This is a genomic window from Xanthomonas sp. CFBP 8152 (assembly GCF_014199025.1).
In the GTDB taxonomy this organism is placed as follows: domain Bacteria; phylum Pseudomonadota; class Gammaproteobacteria; order Xanthomonadales; family Xanthomonadaceae; genus Xanthomonas; species Xanthomonas arboricola_B.
In genome coordinates this window covers 76,308-96,507 of record NZ_JACHNO010000001.1, presented here as the reverse complement: position 1 = coordinate 96,507, position 20,200 = coordinate 76,308, and the positions used below count along the sequence as shown (strand labels likewise).

The 20,200-nt window shown below is 68.2% G+C and carries 17 protein-coding genes; 11 read left to right on the top strand and 6 right to left on the bottom strand.

The features are described 5' to 3' along the window. Window positions 1-280: 280 nt before the first annotated feature. The gene (gene def, locus FHT09_RS00410) at window positions 281-793 is read right to left on the bottom strand and encodes a peptide deformylase (protein ID WP_104536463.1); all 513 of its coding nucleotides are present in this window, start codon (window positions 791-793) and stop codon (window positions 281-283) included. A 132-nt stretch (window positions 794-925) separates the two neighbouring features. On the opposite strand from def, the gene FHT09_RS00405 reads away from it, so the two are divergent. The 9 genes from FHT09_RS00405 to FHT09_RS00365 all read left to right on the top strand — a co-directional run bounded on the left by FHT09_RS00405 (window position 926) and on the right by FHT09_RS00365 (window position 10,594). Next, complete coding sequence (locus FHT09_RS00405; protein ID WP_104536464.1) at window positions 926-2,062, top strand: LysM peptidoglycan-binding domain-containing protein; 1,137 nt, start codon at window positions 926-928, stop codon at window positions 2,060-2,062. A gap of 71 nt (window positions 2,063-2,133) precedes the next feature. After that, entirely contained in the window at window positions 2,134-3,270 is a 1,137-nt protein-coding gene (gene dprA / locus FHT09_RS00400; RefSeq protein WP_184416805.1) for a DNA-processing protein DprA, read from the top strand. 43 nt (window positions 3,271-3,313) lie between these two features. Further along, window positions 3,314-3,787, top strand: a complete 474-nt coding sequence (locus FHT09_RS00395; protein WP_003484452.1) for a DUF494 family protein — start codon at window positions 3,314-3,316, stop codon at window positions 3,785-3,787. 37 nt (window positions 3,788-3,824) lie between these two features. Continuing rightward, window positions 3,825-4,559: a pilin gene (locus FHT09_RS00390; RefSeq protein WP_184416796.1), complete on the top strand. Its 735-nt coding sequence runs from the start codon at window positions 3,825-3,827 to the stop codon at window positions 4,557-4,559. A 27-nt stretch (window positions 4,560-4,586) separates the two neighbouring features. Then, window positions 4,587-5,804 carry an RDD family protein gene (locus tag FHT09_RS00385; protein WP_104607594.1) on the top strand — a complete coding sequence of 406 codons (1,218 nt, stop codon included), beginning with the start codon at window positions 4,587-4,589 and terminating at the stop codon, window positions 5,802-5,804. A gap of 182 nt (window positions 5,805-5,986) precedes the next feature. Continuing rightward, complete coding sequence (locus FHT09_RS00380) at window positions 5,987-8,485, top strand: DNA topoisomerase I (protein WP_104645420.1); 2,499 nt, start codon at window positions 5,987-5,989, stop codon at window positions 8,483-8,485. 9 nt (window positions 8,486-8,494) lie between these two features. After that, entirely contained in the window at window positions 8,495-9,058 is a 564-nt protein-coding gene (locus tag FHT09_RS00375; RefSeq protein WP_104607245.1) for a Sua5/YciO/YrdC/YwlC family protein, read from the top strand. 91 nt (window positions 9,059-9,149) lie between these two features. Continuing rightward, entirely contained in the window at window positions 9,150-9,929 is a 780-nt protein-coding gene (locus tag FHT09_RS00370; protein WP_104607244.1) for a hypothetical protein, read from the top strand. Continuing rightward, a complete protein-coding gene (locus FHT09_RS00365; RefSeq protein ID WP_104607243.1) occupies window positions 9,926-10,594 on the top strand; it encodes a hypothetical protein in 669 nt (222 codons plus the stop codon). Before FHT09_RS00370 ends, FHT09_RS00365 begins: the two co-directional genes overlap by 4 nt. A 268-nt stretch (window positions 10,595-10,862) precedes the next feature. On the opposite strand, the gene FHT09_RS00360 is transcribed toward FHT09_RS00365, so the two are convergent. Next, a complete protein-coding gene (locus FHT09_RS00360; protein WP_104536472.1) occupies window positions 10,863-11,639 on the bottom strand; it encodes an SDR family oxidoreductase in 777 nt (258 codons plus the stop codon). A 106-nt stretch (window positions 11,640-11,745) separates the two neighbouring features. Between FHT09_RS00360 and FHT09_RS00355 the strand changes: the two genes are divergently transcribed. Further along, on the top strand, window positions 11,746-11,961 hold the full coding sequence (locus FHT09_RS00355; RefSeq protein WP_104607242.1) for a hypothetical protein: 216 nt from the start codon (window positions 11,746-11,748) through the stop codon (window positions 11,959-11,961). A gap of 207 nt (window positions 11,962-12,168) precedes the next feature. On the opposite strand, the gene sppA is transcribed toward FHT09_RS00355, so the two are convergent. From sppA to FHT09_RS00335, 4 genes are all read right to left on the bottom strand, one after another. Continuing rightward, window positions 12,169-14,070, bottom strand: a complete 1,902-nt coding sequence (gene sppA / locus FHT09_RS00350) for a signal peptide peptidase SppA (protein ID WP_104607241.1) — start codon at window positions 14,068-14,070, stop codon at window positions 12,169-12,171. Between the two features lie 84 nt (window positions 14,071-14,154). Next, window positions 14,155-15,531, bottom strand: a complete 1,377-nt coding sequence (locus FHT09_RS00345; protein WP_104607240.1) for an MATE family efflux transporter — start codon at window positions 15,529-15,531, stop codon at window positions 14,155-14,157. 352 nt (window positions 15,532-15,883) lie between these two features. After that, window positions 15,884-16,486, bottom strand: a complete 603-nt coding sequence (locus tag FHT09_RS00340) for a DUF3106 domain-containing protein (RefSeq protein ID WP_104607239.1) — start codon at window positions 16,484-16,486, stop codon at window positions 15,884-15,886. After that, window positions 16,473-17,501 carry a hypothetical protein gene (locus tag FHT09_RS00335; protein WP_104607238.1) on the bottom strand — a complete coding sequence of 343 codons (1,029 nt, stop codon included), beginning with the start codon at window positions 17,499-17,501 and terminating at the stop codon, window positions 16,473-16,475. The genes FHT09_RS00340 and FHT09_RS00335 overlap by 14 nt, the downstream gene beginning before the upstream one ends. Before the next feature lie 470 nt (window positions 17,502-17,971). On the opposite strand from FHT09_RS00335, the gene FHT09_RS00330 reads away from it, so the two are divergent. Next, entirely contained in the window at window positions 17,972-20,194 is a 2,223-nt protein-coding gene (locus FHT09_RS00330; RefSeq protein WP_104607237.1) for a primosomal protein N', read from the top strand. The last annotated feature ends 6 nt before the right edge of the window (window positions 20,195-20,200 follow it).

The following is a 20,200-nucleotide window of genomic DNA, read 5'->3' as shown; positions in this document are numbered from 1 at the left end:
TGGGGAGTGGCAGCAGCGGCAGCGGCGTGGAATGGGGATTCGGGCATCGGGATTCACAGCAGGGGGCTTGGGCAACAGAACTAATGGTTAGCCCATTCCACATTCCCAATCCCGAAGTTCGCCCCCTCCGAGTACGCGGAGCGCGCGCAGCGACTGCCTGCGCCATCGCCTCAATCGCACGCAATAGCGCCGCGCCTGGCGATTGGGCATGGGGACCAACGGATCCGGCAAGCAGCCAGAAAAACCCGCTTCACCAATCCCCAATCCCAAATCCCGGCCCTCAGGCTACGTGCTTACGCTGCTTGGCCAGTTTCTTGCGCACCATTTCGCGCTTGAGCGGCGACAGGTAATCGACGAACAACTTGCCGTCCAGATGGTCCATCTCGTGCTGGATGCATACCGCCAGCAGGCCATCGGTGCTCAGTTCCTGCGCCTTGCCCTCGCGGTCGAGATAGCGCACGGTGATCGCATCGGCGCGGGCGACATCGGCATAGATGCCCGGGACCGACAGGCAACCTTCCTGATACACCTGCTCGCCCTGCCTGCTCACGATCTCCGGGTTGATGAACACCTGCGGGAGGGTCTTTTCCTCGCTGACGTCGATCACCATGAAACGCTTGTGCACGTCCACCTGACTGGCGGCCAGGCCGATGCCGGGCGCCTCGTACATGGTCTGGAACATGTCGTCGAGCAGGGTCTGGAATGCCGGGCTGGTGAGCTCGGCAGCGTCGACCGGCGCGGCCTTGGTGCGCAGCCGCGGGTCGGGGAATTCGAGGATAGGGAGCAAAGCCATGGGATTACCCGTCTGGGGAACACCGGCGCTGCGCCGGCAAGACGCTGTCATTCTAGCGCAATGCTTGCGTGACGCCCCGGTTTCTGGACTATAGTGCGCAGACCTGTTGGGGAATCAGGCAAGAAGGCACTCATGTTGAACCGACTTCGTACGGTCGTCGCTGCGGCGATGCTGACCGTCGCGACCTACGCTGCCGCGCAAGCGGTGGGCGAACATCCAGACACTTACGTGGTCCGCAAGGGCGATACCCTGTGGGACATCGCTGGACGTTTCCTGCAAAAACCGTGGTTGTGGCCGGAAATCTGGCAGGCCAACCCGCAGATCCAGAATCCGCACCTGATCTATCCGGGCGACGTGATCAGCCTGGCCTACCTGGATCGCGTCGCCAAGGGCACCGTCCAGGCCGGCCCGCGCCAGGAAGCGCCGATCAACGCGATTCCGCTGGCGGATGTCGAGCCGTTCCTGAAGAACCTGCGCGTCACCGACGACTTCGACCAGCTGCCGTATGTGGTGGGTCTGGAAGGCGGCCGCACGCGCGCCACCACCGGCCAGGTGGCCTACGTGGTGGGCCTGGACGATGCACAGCCGGGCCAGCGTTTTGCGGTGGTACGCCCGACGGTGAAGTTCAGCCTGCCAAAGCACAACGAAGACCTCGACGCGGCCGGCAACATCACCGCAGGCGCCGGCAACATCTGGAAGAACTACATCGCGCCGAGCACGCGCCGCGAGTTCCTCGGCTACGAACTGGCGCAGGTCAACGTCGGCACCATCACGCGCAGCGCGGCGGGCGGCAACTCCAAGGCGGCCACCCTGCTGCTGCAGGACAGCGGCCGCGAAGTACGCGCCGGCGACCGCATCGTCGCCGTCGAGGCGCAGCCTTACGACCTGCAGTTCATCCCGCATCCGCCGTCGGACCAGGCCCTGCAGACCGAATTGCGGGTACTGGCCATCTCCGACGCCTTCACCGTCGGCGGCACCCGCGATGTGATCGCCATCTCCGGCGGTGCCCGCGAGGGCATCAACAACGGCACGGTGTTCTCGATCTGGCGCAAGGGCCGCACGGTCAGCGACCGCGTCAAGCATTCGCGCTTCTCGCGGGCCGACGACGACTTCAGCGGCCCGGCCGGCTCCACCGTCGGCCTGCCCGACGAATACGCCTCGCACGCGATGGTGTTCCGCACCTTCGACAAGGTCAGCTATGCGCTGGTGATGGAAAGCGTCAAGCCGACCGGCCTGGGCTACTTCGTCAAGCATCCCGACGCGCAGTAAGCAAAAATTCCGATGCGGTAATGCGACGGCGCCTGAGGGCGCCGTCGACGTTTGCGGTCCAGGCTGGACGCATGGCCCTCCCCACTTCCGACCTGCGCGCACTCCTGACCCTGCTCCTGGCGGGTGGCCGCAGCCCGCCGCGCAACGCACTGCTGAGCTGTTTCGCCAGTCCGGCCGAGATACTGACCGCCGGGCCCCAGGCCTGGCGTGCCGCCGGCTGCGACGAGCTGCAGGCGGCCCGGCTGCAGGCTCCCGATGCGCGCAGCCTGGACGTCGCCCTGCAGTGGTGCGAGCAGCCGGGCCATCACCTGATCGGCCTGAACGATCCCGACTACCCCGCCCTGCTGCGCCACATCGTCAATCCGCCGCTGGCCCTGTTCGTGGACGGCGACCCGGACGCGCTCTGGCACCCGGGCGTGGCCGTGGTCGGCAGCCGCTCCGCCACGGCCGGCGGCCGCGACCACACCCGTGCATTCGCCTCCAGCCTGGCCTGCGCCGGGCTGGCCATCGTCAGCGGCATGGCCGCCGGCGTGGACGCGATCGCACACGAGGCCGCGCTTGCCAGCGCCGAGGCCATCACCGTGGCGGTGGTGGGCACCGGGGCGGATGTGGCCTACCCGGCAAATCACCATTTCCTGCGCGATCGCATCGCCGCGCGTGGCGCGGTGGTCAGCGAGTACCTGCCCGGCACCGGGCCGGTCGCGGCACACTTCCCGGCCCGCAACCGGATCATCGCCGGGCTGGCACTGGGCACCCTGGTGGTGGAAGCGGCCATGCGCTCGGGCGCGCTGATCACCGCGCGGCTGGCAGCGGAGGCCGGGCGCGAGGTGTTCGCCCTGCCCGGCTCGCTGCACAACCCGCTCGCGCGTGGCTGCCATCACCTGATCCGGCAGGGCGCCACCCTGGCGCAGGAGCCGGGCCAGGTCATCGACGGCCTGCGCCTGCTGTCGGGCGAACTGGCAAACGCCTTGCGCCAGCGCCTGGCCGCCCCCACTGATCAGGCCAGGACACCGCCGCAGGCCGGCCCGGCGCGCCCGGATCCGGACTACCAGCGCTTGTGGCAGGCGCTGGGCCACGACCCAACCCCTATGGATTCCCTGGTCGAACGCACCGGATTGACGGCCGCCACGCTGTCCTCCATGCTGCTCATCATGGAACTGGAGGGAGACGTGGTCACCGAGCACGGTCGCTATACCCGCAATCCCTAGTTTCTTCACCTCCACAGCGTCGCGCGACGCAGGCCGAGGGGCAATGAAAGAGAGCATTCTTGATGTACTGCTGTACCTGTTCGAACATTATTTCAGCGAAGATGCGGACCTGGTCCGCGACCGTGACTCGCTTCAGAATGGCCTGATCCAGGCCGGTTTCAGTCCCGCAGAAATCAGCAAAGCCTTCGACTGGCTGGACGCGCTCTCCGAGCAGCGGCCCAGTGTCGCGCGCCCGCATGTCGATGGACCGGTACGCATCTATCACGGCCCGGAGCTGGACAAGCTCGACGTGGACTGCCGTGGCTTTCTGCTGTTCCTGGAGCAACACCGCATCCTCGACGCCGACCAGCGCGAGCTGGTACTGGACCGCGCCATGGCGCTGGATCAGGACGAACTGGATCTGGACGACCTCAAATGGGTGGTCTTGATGGTGTTGTTCAACCAGCCGGGTGCCGAAGCGGCCTACGCCTGGATGGAAACGCAGATGTTCCTGGACGAGCCTGAACCCGTACACTGAGGCGGAAGCCGCAACGGAAGCGTGCGAGGGAACGGCAATGAGCAGTTGGTATTACGCCGAAGGCAACCGCCATCGGCGTGGCCCCGTGGCCGACGAGGCATTGCTGGCGTTGTATCGCGATCACGCGATCGCGCTGGACACCTTGGTCTGGCGCGACGGATTTGCCCGCTGGGTGCCGCTGTCTGCGTGCGCCGACGAGCTCGGGCCACCGATGTCCACCGATCTGCGCGCCGCAGCGCAGCCGCCGCCCCTGCCGCCGGTTCCGCCAGCGGCTGTTCACAACGCCGCCGTCAGTGCACCCTCTTCGTCAGCGCATCGCCTGCCCAGCAACGGACCGGGCTGGCCGCTGGCGTTGGTGCTGGGCGCGGTGGTGGGCATGTTCGTGCTGGTGGCGATGATCGGCATCCTGGCGGCGATCGCGCTGCCGGCTTACCAGGACTACACCGCGCGCACCAAGGTCGCCCAGGCGATCACGGCACTGGCGCCCTTGAAGCCGCAGATCGCCGAATTTCTGGCGCAGCAGGGCCGTTGCCCGGTCAACGGCGACACCGGCTTTCTCGCGCCCGAGCAGTATGCAACCGATGTCCTGACCAGCGTGCAGATCGGCCGTTTCGACACCACCGACTGCGGAGTCGAGGCGCTGCTGCATGCGCCGAAAATGACCAGGATCGACGGCAAGGCGCTGTGGCTGGATTTCGACGCGGACGCCGGCAGCTGGCAGTGCAGCTCCGAGATCGACGACAACCAACTTCCGCCGGACTGCCGCGGCTAGTCAATCGTTTCACGCAAGGGGACTTCAATGACGCAGTGGTATTACGCCGACGCACAACGCGAGCGCCAGGGGCCGGTGGACACGGACACGCTTCGCGCGCGCCTGTCGGAAGGCCTGATCGACGCATCCAGCCTGGTCTGGCGCGAAGGCTTGCCGCAATGGGTCGCACTGGGCGAGGTCGCGGCCGAGCTGGGGATCGACACCGCCGCGCCGAGCGTCGGAGATGTGCCGGTGAACGTTGCGCACAGTGAGCCGCAGGCGACGGTTCACCCAACCAGCATCGCGGTGGATCACACGCCTGCCGCAGATGCGCCGTTTGCCGGCCCGGCGGCAGACGCTGCGCTCGGGCGGTCCGACTCCGGGCTTGCCGATCACCCTGCCGTAGCCGACCACCTGCAGCGTCCGTCGAGCGGGCAGACTGCGCTGACAGATCCAGCGGCGTGGCCCACCACGCCGGCAGACCCTGCGGCAACCCCGGCGGCATCGAGCCCGCTCCTGACCGACACCTCCCACGCGCCTGCAACACCCGCGCATGCCGTGTCGCAACCACCGGCCGGCGCGCCGCTTCCAGGCGCCTGGGATTCCGTCGCCGCGCCCGCGGCAAGCGTCGCATTGCGCGATGCCCCGGTCGTCTACGCTGGCCTGTGGCGGCGCGTGGCCGCCAGCATCCTGGACAGCCTGATCACCAGCTTTGCGGTGTACCTGATCGTGGTCCCGCTGGTGTTCGTCGTGGCGCTGGCGACCACCCGGGGCGATTCCGGCTCGGCGCTGGACGACGGCAGCGCGCTCGGCATTGCGATCCTGGTGATGTCCTATGGCATCGGTCTGGCGATCCCGACGCTGTATTTCGCCTGGATGCAGTCCAGCCGGCACCAGGCCAGCCTGGGCAAGCTCGCCTGCGGCATCAAGCTGGTGCGCGCCGACAGCAACGGCGGCCGGGTCGGTTTCTGGCGCAATGTGCTGCGCTATCTGGCCTACATGCTGATCACTGTGCTCACCCTGGGCATCGGCATGATCGTGGCGGCGTTCATGGCCGGCATGACCACGCGCAAGCAGGCTCCGCACGACAAGGTGTGCGACACCCTGGTGGTGGACCGCTGGGCGTTCACGGATCACCCGGAGCGGCAATCCAGGGGTCTGGACACGGTCACCATCGTGGTCCTGGCCATTTATGCGGTGCTGTTGGTGCTCACGGTCGTGGCGGTCGCCTTCCTGCTCGCCGCCATCGGAATGAGCCAGAGCTAGCAGTTGGCGGCTCTGGCCGCTTGACACGGCGGCGTCCGCCGTGATCTTTCTAGTAAGAGAACTGAACGCCCGGGCTCGTTTCCCGGGCGTTGACCTGTGGGAACCATTCGATCTGCTTCCCTCCACCGGCCAATTAGGCCACGCTACCCGCCCCCCGGGCTCTGCCCAAAGAATTCGCCACCATGCCCAAGCACCTGCTCATCGTCGAATCGCCTGCCAAGGCCAAGACGATCAATAAATACCTCGGCAAGGACTTCACCGTCCTGGCCTCGTATGGGCACGTGCGCGATCTCGTTCCCAAGGAAGGCGCGGTCGATCCGGACAACGGCTTCGCGATGCGCTACGACCTGATCGAAAAGAACGAGAAGCATGTCGAAGCCATTGCGCGCGCGGCCAAGGGCGCCGACGACATCTATCTGGCGACCGACCCGGACCGCGAGGGCGAGGCGATCAGCTGGCACATCGCCGAGATCCTGAAAGAGCGTGGACTGCTCAAGGACAAGACGATGCAGCGGGTGGTGTTCACCGAGATCACCCCGCGCGCGATCAAGGAAGCCATGCTCAAGCCGCGCGCGATCGCGGCCGATCTGGTCGATGCGCAGCAGGCCCGTCGCGCACTCGACTATCTGGTCGGTTTCAACCTGTCGCCGGTGCTGTGGCGCAAGGTGCAGCGCGGGCTGTCGGCCGGCCGCGTGCAATCGCCGGCGCTGCGCATGATCGTCGAGCGCGAGGAAGAGATCGAAGCCTTCATCGCACGCGAATACTGGTCCATCGATGCGCATTGCCGGCATCCGTCGCAGCCGTTCAATGCGCGCCTGATCAAGCTGGACGGGCAGAAGTTCGAGCAGTTCACCGTCACCGATGGCGATACCGCCGAAGCGGCGCGGCTGCGCATCCAGCAGGCCGCGCAAGGCGTGCTGCATGTCACCGATGTGGCCAGCAAGGAGCGTAAGCGTCGCCCTGCCCCGCCGTTCACCACCTCAACGCTGCAGCAGGAAGCCTCGCGCAAGCTCGGTTTCACCACCCGCAAGACCATGCAGGTGGCGCAGAAGCTGTACGAAGGCGTGGCGCTGGGCGACGAAGGCTCGGTCGGTCTGATCAGCTATATGCGTACCGACTCGGTGAACCTGTCGCAGGACGCCTTGTCGGAAATCCGCGATGTGATCGCGCGCGATTTCGGCACCGCTTCGTTGCCGGACCAGCCCAACGCCTACACCACCAAGTCCAAGAACGCACAGGAAGCGCATGAAGCGGTGCGCCCGACCTCGGCGCTGCGCACCCCGGCGCAGGTGGCACGCTTCCTGTCCGACGACGAGCGTCGCCTGTACGAATTGATCTGGCGCCGCGCAGTGGCCTGCCAGATGATCCCGGCCACGCTCAACACCGTCAGCGTCGATCTGTCGGCCGGCAGCGCGCACGTGTTCCGCGCCAGCGGCACCACCGTGGTGGTGCCCGGCTTCCTGGCGGTCTACGAGGAAGGCAAGGACACCAAGAGCAGCGAGGACGAGGACGAGGGCCGCAAGTTGCCGCTGATGAAGGCCGGCGACAACATCCCGCTGGATCGCATCGTCACCGATCAGCATTTCACCCAGCCGCCGCCGCGCTTCACCGAGGCGGCGCTGGTCAAGGCGCTGGAGGAATACGGCATCGGCCGGCCGTCCACCTACGCCTCGATCATCCAGACCCTGCAGTTCCGCAAGTACGTGGAGATGGAAGGCCGCAGCTTCCGTCCCACCGACGTGGGCCGCGCCGTGTCCAAGTTCCTGTCGGGGCATTTCACCCGTTACGTGGATTACGACTTCACCGCCAAGCTGGAAGACGAGCTGGATGCGGTCTCGCGTGGCGAGGAAGAGTGGATCCCGCTGATGGAGAAGTTCTGGGGCCCGTTCAAGGAACTGGTCGAGGACAAGAAGGATTCGCTGGACAAGACCGACGCTGGCAGCGTGCGCGTGCTGGGCACCGACCCGGTCAGCGGCAAGGAAGTCAGCGCGCGCATCGGCCGGTTCGGCCCGATGGTGCAGATCGGCACCGTCGAAGACGAGGAAAAGCCCACCTTCGCCTCGTTGCGACCGGGCCAGAGCATCTACTCGATCTCCATCGAAGACGCGCTGGAACTGTTCAAGATGCCGCGCGCGCTGGGCCAGGACAAGGAACAGGACGTCAGCGTCGGCATCGGCCGCTTCGGCCCGTTCGCGCGCCGCGGCAGCGTCTATGCCTCGCTGAAGAAGGAGGACGACCCGTACACCATCGACCTGGAGCGCGCGGTGTTCCTGATCGAGGAGAAGGAAGAGATCGCGCGCAACCGCGTGATCAAGGACTTCGAAGGCAGCGACATCCAGGTGCTCAACGGCCGTTTCGGCCCGTACATCAGCGATGGCAAGCTCAATGGCAAGATCCCCAAGGATCGCGAGCCGGCGTCGCTGACGTTCGAAGAGGTGCAGCAGCTGCTGGCCGACACCGGCAAGCCGGTGCGCAAGGGCTTCGGCGCCAAGAAGGCCACGCTCAAGAAGAACGCGGTGAAGGATTCGGCCAAGGAGGCCAAGGACGCCGCAGCCAAGAAGACCGCGGTAAAGAAGACGGCCACCAAGACCGCGGCGAAGAAGGCGCCGGCCAAGAAGGCCGCTGCCAAGAAGGCCGCCAAGCGCGTGGTCAAGAAGACCGTGAGCAAGGCCGCAGGCTAAGGGCGCCGCATGCAGCACACGCTCAGCCCGGACCGCGCAGTCGCCACCCTGAACCGGGGCGGCGTGATTGCCTATCCCACCGAAGCGGTATGGGGACTGGGCTGCGACCCGCGCCAGCAGGCCGCCGTGCTGCGGCTGCTGGAGATCAAACGGCGCCCGGTCGACAAGGGCGTGATCGTGGTCGCCGCCAGCGTGGATGTCTTGCACGACTGGGTGGATCTCGACGCGCTGGCACCGGCCCGCAAGCAGCAGGTGCTGGCCAGCTGGCCGGGCCCGCATACCTGGATCCTGCCGATTACCGCCCAGGCGCCGCGCTGGGTCACCGGCGCACATGACGGGCTGGCGGTGCGCATCAGCGCACACCCGCTGGTCGCCGCGCTCTGTACGGCCTGGGGCGGCCCGCTGGTGTCCACCAGCGCCAACCTGGCAGGTGAGCCACCCGCACGCAGCTTTCAGGCGCTGGACCCGGCTCTGCTGGCCAGCATCGACGGGGTGACGGACGGCGAAGTGGGCGCGTTGGCGCAACCGACCCAGATCCGCGACGCCCGTAGCGGCCAGATCCTGCGCGACTGAGCAGCCGCCGCGCGCCGCCTGTCGGCGCGCGGCGGCCCTGGACGCCTTGCCCCCCTTTGCCCACAGCCGGGCAGACGCGCACACTGCGGCCATGCGTACCGTCCTGACCCTCCTGTTGCTGGCCACCGCGCTGCCTGCGTCGGCGGCCAGCACCGCCAGCAAGCCGGATCCGAATGTGCGGATCTACCGCTGCGTCAGCAGCACCGGCACCGTCGCCCTGCAAGATGCGCCATGCAGCAGCGGCCGCCAGCAGGTGCTGGACCTGCAGCGCCCGCAGGATCCGCCACCGCGACCGCAGCGCGCCGTTGCCGCCCCGGCCGCCGTCGCCACGCAGCCACCGCGCGAGGTGCGCATCATCACCGTGCAGCCGCCGCAGCCGATGTACGAGTGCACCACCGAAGACGGCGACCGCTATACCAGCGACAGCCCGGAAGGCAATCCGCGCTGGGTGCCGACCTGGGGCCCGGCCTATGTGGGCAATGGCATTGCCCCACCGGTCAACGGCGGCGGCATCCAGCGTCCGCCGATATCGGTCCGCCCACGCCCGGCGATGTCGGTGCAGGGAAGCGCCGGTCGCGGTGGAAGCTTGCGCGGCAGCGCAAGCTTCGGCGGCGGCGGTTATCAGGGAGGCTACCAAGGCGGCTACAACGGCGGCGGCTACGGCGGCACGGTGATCGTGCCGTACGGCAACGTGCAGATCCGCGATCAATGCCATGCCCTGCCCGAACAGGAAGTCTGCGCGCGCCTGGCCGACCGTCGCTGGGAACTGATCCGCCGCTACAACAATGCCCTGCAGAGCGAGCGCCAGGATCTGAGCCGCGAACAGCGCGGCATCGACGCGCGCCTGCAGCGCGATTGCGGCGGCGCATGAAGCGCTGGCTAGGGGCGGCATTGCTGGCGTCTGCCTCGTGGGCCGGCGCACAGGAAGTGGCGATCTATCGATGCACCGATCCCAGCGGCGCGCTTACCGTGCAGAACATGCCGTGCCCGAAAGGCATGCAGCAGCAAAAGAAACTGATGACGGCACCGGCCGCGGTGCCGTTGACGCCGGGCGTCGCGGGCGCAGCATCGCCTGCGCGTACAGCGCCCGCGACGCAGCCGCGGACCACGCCTAAGGCCGATGTCTCCGCTGCCGCCCCGGCTGCGCCACCGGTACCGGTGGCACCGACGCCAGCTGCCACGTCCTCGATATCCACGCTGCCACCGCCACCCTTGTTCGAATGCACCGCGCACGACAACGGGCGCTATTTCACCGAAGACCGCGAGCCGGCCACGCGCTGCCTGCCGATGCAGACCACCAACCTGGCGGGTGGGCCGGCGACCGGCGGCGGCAGCGCCTGCGAAGTGGTCACCGATCGCTGCGCACCGGTGCCGGACCAGACCCTGTGCGAGGCCTGGCGTCAGCGTGCCGAGCAGGCCGAATCGACCTGGCATTTCTCCGACGAGGCGCAATCGGCCGAGCGCAAGCAGCGCTACGCGCAGATGCGTCGGGTGCTGGACGAAAGCCGCTGCGCGAATCCGTCCGCCACGCCGTGATGCTGCAACCGGCGATGCAGCGCACAGCAGCCAGCGTGCCGGCGCTGTGCTTGCCGGGCTGATTCTTTCGAGCCACTGCAACCGTCAGCGGTCTCCGGATGACATGCACAGTGCAGTGAGCCGCACGCAAGCGGGCCGGCTGCGCTGTCGCCTGCATTGCGCGCAGGCGCCAGCGGACAGGACAGGCGCGCCGTCGGCTCGGCGCATGCCTGCGCATCTTACGGTGCCATGCACACGCACTGTCCGCGTCACCACGCGCGCAGGCGTGTCAGAACCCGTAACGCAAGAACCCGCCATCCACTGCGATGCATTCGCCGGTGATGTAACTGGCTGCCGGCAGACACAGAAAGCCGACGGCGGCGGCGACTTCTTCCGGTTCGCCGATGCGGCGCATCGGGGTGCGCTCGATGACCTGTTCGTAGTAATCCGGATCCGACAACGGCCCGGAGGTGCGACGGGTGCGGATGTACCACGGCGCCACCGCGTTGACGCGGATGCCGTCCTCGGCCCATTCCACCGCCAGGTTGCGCGTCATCTGCTGCAACGCGGCCTTGGTCATGCCGTACGGTGCACCGCTGCGCACGTGGGTGATGCCGGAGACGCTGCCGACGTTGACGATCGCCGAGGCCGCGTGGCGGGTCAGCAGCGGATGCGCATAACGCGACAGCTCGAAAGCGGCGAACACATTGGTTTCGAAGATGCCGCGCCACTGGTCTTCGGTGTAATCGATCGCCGCACGGGTGATGTTGCCGCCGGCGTTGTTGATCAGCAGATGCAGGCCATCGGCATGGTCTTCCACCCAATCCAGAATCGCGCGCCGCTCTTCATCGTCGGCCACGTCGGCGGCCAGCCCATGCAGCTCGCGCCCGGGAAATTCCTCGGCCAACTCGTCGCGCGCCTGCGCCAGCGCATCGGCATCGCGCGCCACCATCAGCAGATCCGCACCGAAGGCCAGCAATTCGCGCGCGATGGCAAAGCCAATGCCGGCGCTGGCGCCGGTGATGAGCGCGGTCTGTCCATCCAGCCGCCAACGATGGGTTGTCACGTGGGTGATCCTCTTTCAAGACGCAGGAGACGGCCGCGGCAGCGCGATTGACGCATGCCTGCGGCCCGGGCGTTAGGATACCGCCACCCCGAGCGAGGTCACGACGATGAAACGGCATTGGATTCTTGCGACCAGCCTGACGTTGCTGCTGGGCGCCTGTCAGCGACCGCAACCTGCACCCACCGAGCAGAAGCCCGAGCCGCAGGCCACCGCCCTGCGCGACCACATCCAGGAGCCGTTGAACAAGGCGCACGCAGTGCAGGCGGCAACCGATCAGGCTGCAGACGATCAACGCAAGGCGATCGATGCGGCCACGCAGTGAGCGCATCGCATCACGCCAGCGCGTCGCGGACGTAGGTCGTAGACGGCGGCAGGCAGTCGAAATGACGCGCGGGCTCCGGCATTCGCGCTTGATGCACTGTTTGCGGAAATGCGCCGACGCTGCATGACACAGGCGCCACTGGCGCAGACACGATAACGCCGGCACGAAGCCGGCGTTATCGATCCATCATGCTGCAAACCTGCCGCGTCAGAATCCGCAGAAGCAGTACGCCAGCGACTTGACCGGGGTGCCGCCCGCCTTGCTGTCGTGCACCGCGTCTTCGACGAAGCGCAGCTGCGTATCCACTTCCGGCAGCGAACGCGCCAGCAGTGCGCGCGCCATGCCCGAATCGCCCAGCATCCAGGCGCCCATGCGGCTGCCGGCAAATCCGCTCATGAACTGCGAGAACGGCGTCGCCGGCTTTTCCACATAGCGCACGCGGAACTTGCCGCGGCTCAACTTGGCGCGGTCGGCCGCATCTGCCACCGCTTCGGACATGCCGCCGAACGCGTCCACCAGGCCATGCTGCCTGGCCTGCGCACCGCTCCACACGCGACCGCGTGCGACCTTGTCGATGGCATCCACCGATTGGTGACGCGCCTGCGCCACCTTGCCGGTGAAGTCGGCGTAGCCCTTGTTGATCACCGCCTGGATCACCTGGCCGGCGGCCGGGTCCAGCGGACGGGTGATGTCGAAGGCGCCCGCAAACCGCGTGGTGCCCACGCCATCAGTATGCACGCCGATCTTGTCCAGCGCGCGGGTCAGGTTGGGCACCATGCCGAAGATGCCGATCGAGCCACTGATGGTCGACGGGTCGGCATAGATGCGATCGGCATTCATGCTGATCCAGTAACCGCCCGAGGCGGCCAGATCGCCCATCGACACCACCACCGGCTTGCCGGCCTGCTTGAGCGCGACCACCTCGCGACGGATCTGCTCGGAGGCGAACACTTCGCCGCCGGGCGAATCCACGCGCAGCACCACCGCCTTGACCTCCTCGTCGTCGCGCGCCTGACGCAGCAACGCGGCGGTGGACTCACCCCCGATACGACCGGCCGGCTGCTCGCCGCTGCTGATCTCGCCAGCGGCCACCACCACCGCCACCTGCGGACGGCTGTCCATCGGCGAGCGCTGCGCCTGCAGCTGGCTCAGGTAATCGTTGAAGCCGATGTTGCGAAAGCCGCTGTCGGCATCGCTGTCGGCGACGCCGCGCTTGGCCAGCAACGCATCGACTTCCTCGCGGGTCTTGAGCCCGTCGACCAGCTTCTGCTGCAGCGCGAACTTGGCCAGATCGCCACCGGTCGCGGCCACGCCCTCGGGCAGTGTGTCGATACCGGCGGTCAGCTGCGCCGGGCTCAGCTTGCGCGCGTTGCCGACATCGGCCAGGTAGCGCTGCCAGACATCGTTCATCCAGAACAGGTCCGCTTCCTTGGCGTCGGCCGAAGCGGCATCGAGGATGTACGGCTCGGCGGCGGACTTGTACTCGCCCACGCGGAACAGATGCACGTCCACGCCGAGCTTGTCCTGCAGGCCCTCGCGGAAATACTGCCGATAGCGGCCAAGCCCTTCCAGCAGCACGCTGCCCATCGGGTCGAGATAGACCTCGTTGGCCTGTGCGGCCAGCAGGTACTGGCCCTGGCTCATGCTTTCGCTGAAGGCGACGATCTGCTTGCCGGAGGCGCGCAGCTTCTGCAACGCCGCGGCCACTTCGCGCTGCGAGGCGAAACCGGAGGGCTGAAACTTGTCCAGGTTCAACACCACCCGTTCGATCTTGCGGTCCTTGCCGGCCGCCTCGATCACCCGCACCAGGTCACGCAGCTGCACTTCCTCGGCACTCTTGTCGCCGACCGCCTTGGCCAGCGACCGGCTCACCGGATCGGCGCTGAACTGCTCGACCAATGTGCCTTCGGGGTTGATCACCAGGGTGGTGCGCTCGGCCAGCGGCTTGCTGCCGTCGCCACGCGCGATCGCCACCACGAACAGCAGCAGCACCAGGAACAGGAAACCGAAGAACACCAGGTTGAAGATCAGGCGCCGGGTGAAATTCATCACATCCCACAGGCCGACGAAGAAACTGGCGATGGGACTGCGACGCACGGGGTGGTTCATGGAAAACTCCGTCGAAAGACGCTGCATACAAGTCAATGGTGTCCAGCATACCGGCTGCGCGGCACGCGCGGCATGCGCTGGAAGTCAGGGGGCCGCGCCGGCAGTCAGCCGCCGGCTGGTCTGCCGGAAGCGCAAGCCCATCAGGACCGACGCCACGGTCAGGCCCAGAATCAGGCCGATCCACATGCCTTGCGGCCCCCATCCCAGCCCCAGGCCGAGCCCGGCCCCGATCGGCATGCCGACACCCCAGTACGAGAACATCGCCAGGAACATCGGCACACGGGTGTCCTTGAGCCCCCGCAAGGCACCGCTGGAAAGCACCTGAATGCCGTCGGGAAACTGGAACGTGGCGGCAAACAGCAGCAGCACCGAGGCCAGCGCGGCCACCGCCGCATCGTCGGTATAGACGCTCACGATGGCATCGTGGCCCAGCAACAGCACGCTGGCCGACAGCGCCTGGGTGCCCAGCACGATGGCGTAACCGGCCCAGGCCGCACGCCGCATGCCGAGCGGATCGCCGCGCCCGACCGCATGCCCGACCCGCACGGTGGTCGCCTCGGCCACGCCCATCGGAATCATGAAACACAGCTGCGCGACGTTGATCGCGATCTGGTGCGCGGCCGCTTCGGTGGAGCCGAGCCGGCCGATCAGCAAGGCGGTGACGATGAACAGCCCGCCTTCCATCAGCACGGTGATGCCGATCGGCAGACCGGTGCGCAACAGATCGCCGATCGCACGCCAGCGCGGCCCCTCGAAATGGGCGAACAACTGCAGATGCGCGAAGCGCCGCGAGCGCCACAGATACAGCGCAAACACGCTGGCCTGCACCCACATGGTGATCGCCGAAGCCATGCCCAGCCCCTGCGCACCGTGCTCGGCAAAGCCGAACTTGCCATAGGTCAGCGCGTAGCCCAGCGGCGCCAGCACCAGCAGGCCGCCAAAGCCCAGCAGCATGGTCGGCAGGGTCCAGTGCATGCCCTCGCTGAGATAGCGCATGCAGAAGTAGAACGTCAGCGCCGGACCGCCCCAGCGCACCGCATGCAGGAAGTCGGTCGCGCCCGGCACGATGTCCGGCGCAATCCCGAAGGTGGGCAGCAGCGGCGGCACCGCGCTCAGGAATGCGAACATCACCGCGCCCAGTCCCAGCGACAGCCACAGGGCCTGGCGGAACAGCGGGCCGATCTCGCGCTCGCGGCCGGCACCGCGCAGTTGCGAGACCGAGGCGGTCAACGAGATCAACGTGCCGATCGGCACCAGCATCGGCAGCCACAGCAGCGAGGTGCCGATGGTGACCGCCGCCAGCGTGGCGGTGCCGTGGTGACCGGCGATGACGTTGTCGACAAATCCGATCAGGCCGGTGGAGACGTGGCCGAGCACCAGCGGCAATGCGAGCAGGCCGGTGGTGCGCACTTCCGCGGCGAAGCGCGGCGTCGCGGACGTGGGTACAGGAGAGACAGACATGACAACCGATCGCTGCGCGGACTACGGCCGTGCCGGGAGGCGCTGGCACCGGGTCGCGTGGGGCCGCTATCTTACCCGCACTTGCGACGCGGGCAGCGGCTGTCGGCGGCCAGGCCACGCCGGGAACGCGCGCGGCGGCAGGTGCGCGGCGGCGAACGGCCGGCGTGGCTGGTCACCGAAACGGATGCCTGGGTTTCAGCGCGGTCCATGTCCTTCGTGACGGTCGCCGCTTCGCACACGCATCGCCGAGGGCGGCAGCCCCGCATGCCCAGGCTCGGTGTCCGGCATCGACGATGCGGGAAGACGACGTCAGCGCAGGGATGCTGCAACGGCGCTGTCCCGCCGCTGCCGATTAGCGCGCCAGCTGGCGCTTCAACCAGGCGCTGCGCGTTGCCGGCGCCTGCGCAAGCAGGGCATCGCGCAAGCCATCGCGCTCCTGCGGCGGGGTGCGTTGTGCCAGCATCGCCAATTGCTCCAGCTGCCCGGCATCCAGGCTGCGCAGCGCCGCCAGCAGCGTGTCGCGCTGCGCTGGCGGCACGTAGCCGACCAAGGGCTGCAACTGCGGATAGAACGCGCCCAGCTGCGAGCCCAGGCGCCAGCCATCGCGATGCAGGCGATCCATCGCGGTGAACTGCGTGCGCAACGCGCGTTGCTGGTCGTCGGGCAAGCCATGCAGACGTTCGCGTGCCTGCCGCAAGACTACCCGGTCGGTGGCGGTGAGCCCTTTCCAGGCCGCATAGCGGGCGCGCAGCTCGGCCCGCTGGGCCGGCGTCAATGCGTCCCAGCGCGCGCGTTGCTGCGCAGCGCTCGGGGTGGCGGCAGTGGAGGCTAGGGGCGTCGGCATGCCGGATGACGCAGGCGCGCTGCCTTCTTCCAATGGTGCCGGCAGGGTTTGCGCGGCGGCCGTGCCGACCGCGGCCACCATCAGCAGGCCGCACCACTTAATTATCGTCATCGACGGTCTCCAGGGTGGCGGCAGGCTGGCCGGCGGCGGTGGCATGCGCGCCGGATTCGTCGGCCGGCACCGGGTGGCCGGCCGCATACCAGGCGTAGAAATCGGCCGAACGCGCCAGTTCCAGGTCCGGGTCGGCGAGCATCGCCTGGTCGCGCGGATCCAGGCCGGGGCTTGCCACTGCATCCGGCAAGTCGGCGGCGGGAAGCTCTTCCACCAGCACCGGCGCGGCATCGGTGACATGCAGCACGCCGGCCGGGGCCTGCGAGACCGGCTCGGGCGGCAGGGCCGGGCGGCGGTGCGTCCACCACCAGCCCAGCACCGCGAGCAGCAGCGCCGACGCCAGCACGGCCAGCACGAGGCCGGCGTGGCGGCGGTCGATCCGTGGCCACTGCCAATGGCGCGCAGGACGGGTGCGCGGCGCGGCCGGGCGGCGCGACTCGGCGGCGGGCGCGGCCGCGACAGGCTGCAGCGGCATGCCGGCCAGGGCCGACTCGCGGAGCTGTGCCAGCCGGCTGACCTGCGCCGGGCTGAGCTCGCGCAACTCCTGCTGCGCCGCCTCGGCCAGCGCCCGCCAGGCCTGCGCATCCGGATTGCCGGCCGCATCGCGCGGACAGGCGCGGGCCAGCGACTGCCGATAGGCCGCCACCTCGATGCCTTGCACCTCGCTGGCAGGCTCCTCTTCCAGTCCGGCCACGATACGCAGCAGCAGCGCCAGCCGGTCGCTGGTCTGCATGCGCCCTAGCGCGGTGAACGGCGGCAACCAGGTTCCCGGCATGGGCTCGCGTCGCAGCGGTGGCGCAGTTGCCAGCAGGCTCCAGAAGCGCATCGGCCAGCCGGCCATCAGGCGACCCGCCGCCTGGCTGCTGAACGCCCGCAACGCCGCCGCCAGGGCCCGCTCGGCCATCGCGCCATCGCCGCATTGCAGGTGTGCAAGCACCAGACCCCGGCGTTCGACACCGCGCAGGAAAGCTGACAGCGCGGCAGGGGTGACGGGGGCGTCGGGGACTACGGTCATGGGAACTCCAGCATCGGTCGGCATGATACCGACGCAATCGCGCCCCGCCGATGGCTTGACAGATCGACCCGGCTGCGCTGCGCCCGGATGCCATCGACCGCCCTCACCCGCGCGGGTTGTGCACAGCGGCAGACATGCCGATGCGCAGGCGTCTGTCAACTGTTGATTTTTCTTTGTTGCATTCGTGTTTCACGCCTAAGTTATTGATCCTTATAAACTTAAGCCGATTGGTGAAAAAATGTCCAAGAGGTTGCAGAGTCTAGTGAATCCGCCTTCACAGCGTGGAGCACGAGACTAATTCACAGGTTTATCCACAGGCAGTGTGGATAAACCCGTTTCCTCAACCCTCACATAGGTTTACGTCGGATTTATCACTTCGATCACACAAACGCGTCGTAAGCCGAAGCGCCGATTCGAGGGCGATCGATCAGCGTCTGCCGGGTACTGGGCAGGGTCGGTAGACTGGCCGGATGTCTTCGACCGTCGCCACCTTGCGCGTCGCCCTGCCGGTGCCGCTGCCCCAACTGTTCGACTATCTGCCTCCGGCCGATGCCCCGTTGACCGACCCGGCGCGGGTCGGCTGCCGGGTGCGGGTGCCGTTCGGGCCGCGCGAGCTGGTCGGGGTGGTGGTGGAGATCGGCCAGCTGGCCTCCGCCGAGGGGCTGCGCCCGGCACTGGCATGGTGCGACGACGCGCCGCTGCTGGTCGAGGAGCTGGCCCGTTCGCTGCAGTGGCTGGCGCGCTACACCCACGCCCCGCTGGGCGAGGCCCAGTCCAGCGCCCTGCCCGGCCCGCTGCGCCGCGGCGAGCCGCTGGCCGACACCCACGCCTGGGCCTGGCAGCTTACCGAGGCCGGGCGCAGCGGTACCGCCAGCCTGCGCGCCGGCAGCCGCCCCGCCTTGCTGGCCGCCCTGCTGCTCACCGGTGCGCTGGGCGAAGAACAGCTGGACCCATTGCTGCCGCAGTGGCGGCAGGCCGCACGCAGCCTGGCCAAGCGCGGCCATGCCGAGCGCGTGGCGGTGCCGGCCGACAGCATCCCGCCCCGCCCCGGCAGCGGCCCGCAGCTCAACGACGAACAGCAGTCCGCCGCCGACGCGATCCGTGCGCAGGGCGGTTTTGCCACCTATCTGCTCGATGGCGTCACCGGCAGCGGCAAGACCGAGGTCTACCTGCAAGCGATCGCCGACTGCATGGCGGCCGGTCGCCAGGCGCTGGTGCTGGTGCCGGAGATCGGCCTGACCCCGCAGACCCTGGGCCGCTTCCGCGCCCGCCTGGGCGTGCCGGTGCACGCGCTGCATTCGGGCCTGTCCGATGGCGAGCGGGCACGGGTGTGGGCGGCGGCGTGGCGCGGCGAAGCCAAGCTGATCGTCGGCACGCGCTCGGCGGTGTTCACCCCGCTGCCCAATGCCGGGCTGATCGTGATCGACGAAGAACACGACGGCAGCTACAAACAGCAGGACGGCATCCGCTATCACGCCCGTGACTTCGCGCTGGTGCGCGGCAAGGCGCTGGATGTGCCGGTGATCCTGGGCAGCGCCACGCCGTCGCTGGAAAGCCTGCACAACGCCTATTCCGGTCGCTACCGGCATCTGCGCCTGTCGCGCCGGGCCGGCGAGGCGCGTCCGCCGCGCGTGCGCGTGCTCGACGTGCGCAAGCGCCCGCTCAAGGACGGCCTGTCGCCGGAGGTGCTGGCCGGCATCGGCGCCACCCTGGCGCGTGGCGAGCAGGTGCTGGTGTTCAAGAACCGCCGCGGCTATGCGCCGGTGCTGCTCTGCCACGACTGCGGCTGGACCGCCGCCTGCCAGCGCTGCAGCACGCCGCTGCACCAGACCCCGATGACCGTGCACGCCGGCGGGCGGCGCCTGCAATGCCATCACTGCGGCGCGCGCCAGTCGGCACCGCTGGCCTGCCCGGCCTGTGCCAGCCTGGCGCTGCAGCCGCAAGGCATCGGCACCGAGCGGCTGGAAGAACGCCTGACCGAAGCATTCCCGGAGTTTCCGGTGGTGCGCATCGACCGCAGCACCACCCAGCGCCGCGATGCGCTGGAGACCCAGCTGGCGCGCCTGGGCAGCGAGGCCGGCATCCTGGTCGGCACCCAGATCCTGGCCAAGGGTCACGATCTGCCACGGCTGACCATGGTGGTGGTGGTCGGCATCGACGAAGGCCTGTTCTCGGCCGACTTCCGTGCCGCCGAAAAACTCTCCCAGCAGCTGATCCAGGTGGCCGGACGCGCCGGGCGCGCCGACCGCCCCGGCGAGGTCTGGCTGCAGACCCATCACCCCGAACACCCCTTGCTGCAGACCCTGGTCAACGGCGGTTACCACGCCTTCGCCGATGCCGAACTGCAGCAGCGCGAGGCCGCGGGATTTCCGCCGTTCGCGCATCTGGCGCTGTTCCGCGCCGAGGCCAAGGACGTGGCCGCGGCCAACCAATTCCTGCTGGCGGTGCGCGGCCTGACCACCGCAGACAGCACCGCGCAATCGCCCGCGTTTGCCGCAGTGGAATGCTACGGCCCGATGCCCGCACCGATGCCGCGCCGCGCCGGTTTCCAGCGCACCCAGTTGCTGTTGTCCGCGCAACAACGTTCGGCGCTGCATCGCTTGCTGGACGCGCAGCTGCCCGCGATCTATGCGCTGCCGCAGGCGCGACGCGTGCGCTGGTCGCTGGATGTGGATCCGATCGATCTGTATTAGTGCAGG

Bases quoted from the DNA above. Each gene is read 5' to 3' on its own strand.
- FHT09_RS00385 (WP_104607594.1), top strand. From the start codon at position 4,587: ATGACGCAGTGGTATTACGCCGACGCACAACGCGAGCGCCAGGGGCCG.
- FHT09_RS00330 (WP_104607237.1), top strand. From the start codon at position 17,972: ATGTCTTCGACCGTCGCCACCTTGCGCGTCGCCCTGCCGGTGCCGCTG.
- FHT09_RS00405 (WP_104536464.1), top strand. From the start codon at position 926: ATGTTGAACCGACTTCGTACGGTCGTCGCTGCGGCGATGCTGACCGTC.
- sppA (WP_104607241.1), bottom strand. From the start codon at position 14,070: ATGAACCACCCCGTGCGTCGCAGTCCCATCGCCAGTTTCTTCGTCGGC.
- def (WP_104536463.1), bottom strand. From the start codon at position 793: ATGGCTTTGCTCCCTATCCTCGAATTCCCCGACCCGCGGCTGCGCACC.
- FHT09_RS00365 (WP_104607243.1), top strand. From the start codon at position 9,926: ATGAAGCGCTGGCTAGGGGCGGCATTGCTGGCGTCTGCCTCGTGGGCC.
- FHT09_RS00345 (WP_104607240.1), bottom strand. From the start codon at position 15,531: ATGTCTGTCTCTCCTGTACCCACGTCCGCGACGCCGCGCTTCGCCGCG.
- FHT09_RS00395 (WP_003484452.1), top strand. From the start codon at position 3,314: ATGAAAGAGAGCATTCTTGATGTACTGCTGTACCTGTTCGAACATTAT.
- FHT09_RS00375 (WP_104607245.1), top strand. From the start codon at position 8,495: ATGCAGCACACGCTCAGCCCGGACCGCGCAGTCGCCACCCTGAACCGG.
- FHT09_RS00335 (WP_104607238.1), bottom strand. From the start codon at position 17,501: ATGACCGTAGTCCCCGACGCCCCCGTCACCCCTGCCGCGCTGTCAGCT.
- FHT09_RS00355 (WP_104607242.1), top strand. From the start codon at position 11,746: ATGAAACGGCATTGGATTCTTGCGACCAGCCTGACGTTGCTGCTGGGC.
- FHT09_RS00390 (WP_184416796.1), top strand. From the start codon at position 3,825: ATGAGCAGTTGGTATTACGCCGAAGGCAACCGCCATCGGCGTGGCCCC.
- FHT09_RS00340 (WP_104607239.1), bottom strand. From the start codon at position 16,486: ATGACGATAATTAAGTGGTGCGGCCTGCTGATGGTGGCCGCGGTCGGC.
- FHT09_RS00380 (WP_104645420.1), top strand. From the start codon at position 5,987: ATGCCCAAGCACCTGCTCATCGTCGAATCGCCTGCCAAGGCCAAGACG.
- FHT09_RS00370 (WP_104607244.1), top strand. From the start codon at position 9,150: ATGCGTACCGTCCTGACCCTCCTGTTGCTGGCCACCGCGCTGCCTGCG.
- dprA (WP_184416805.1), top strand. From the start codon at position 2,134: ATGGCCCTCCCCACTTCCGACCTGCGCGCACTCCTGACCCTGCTCCTG.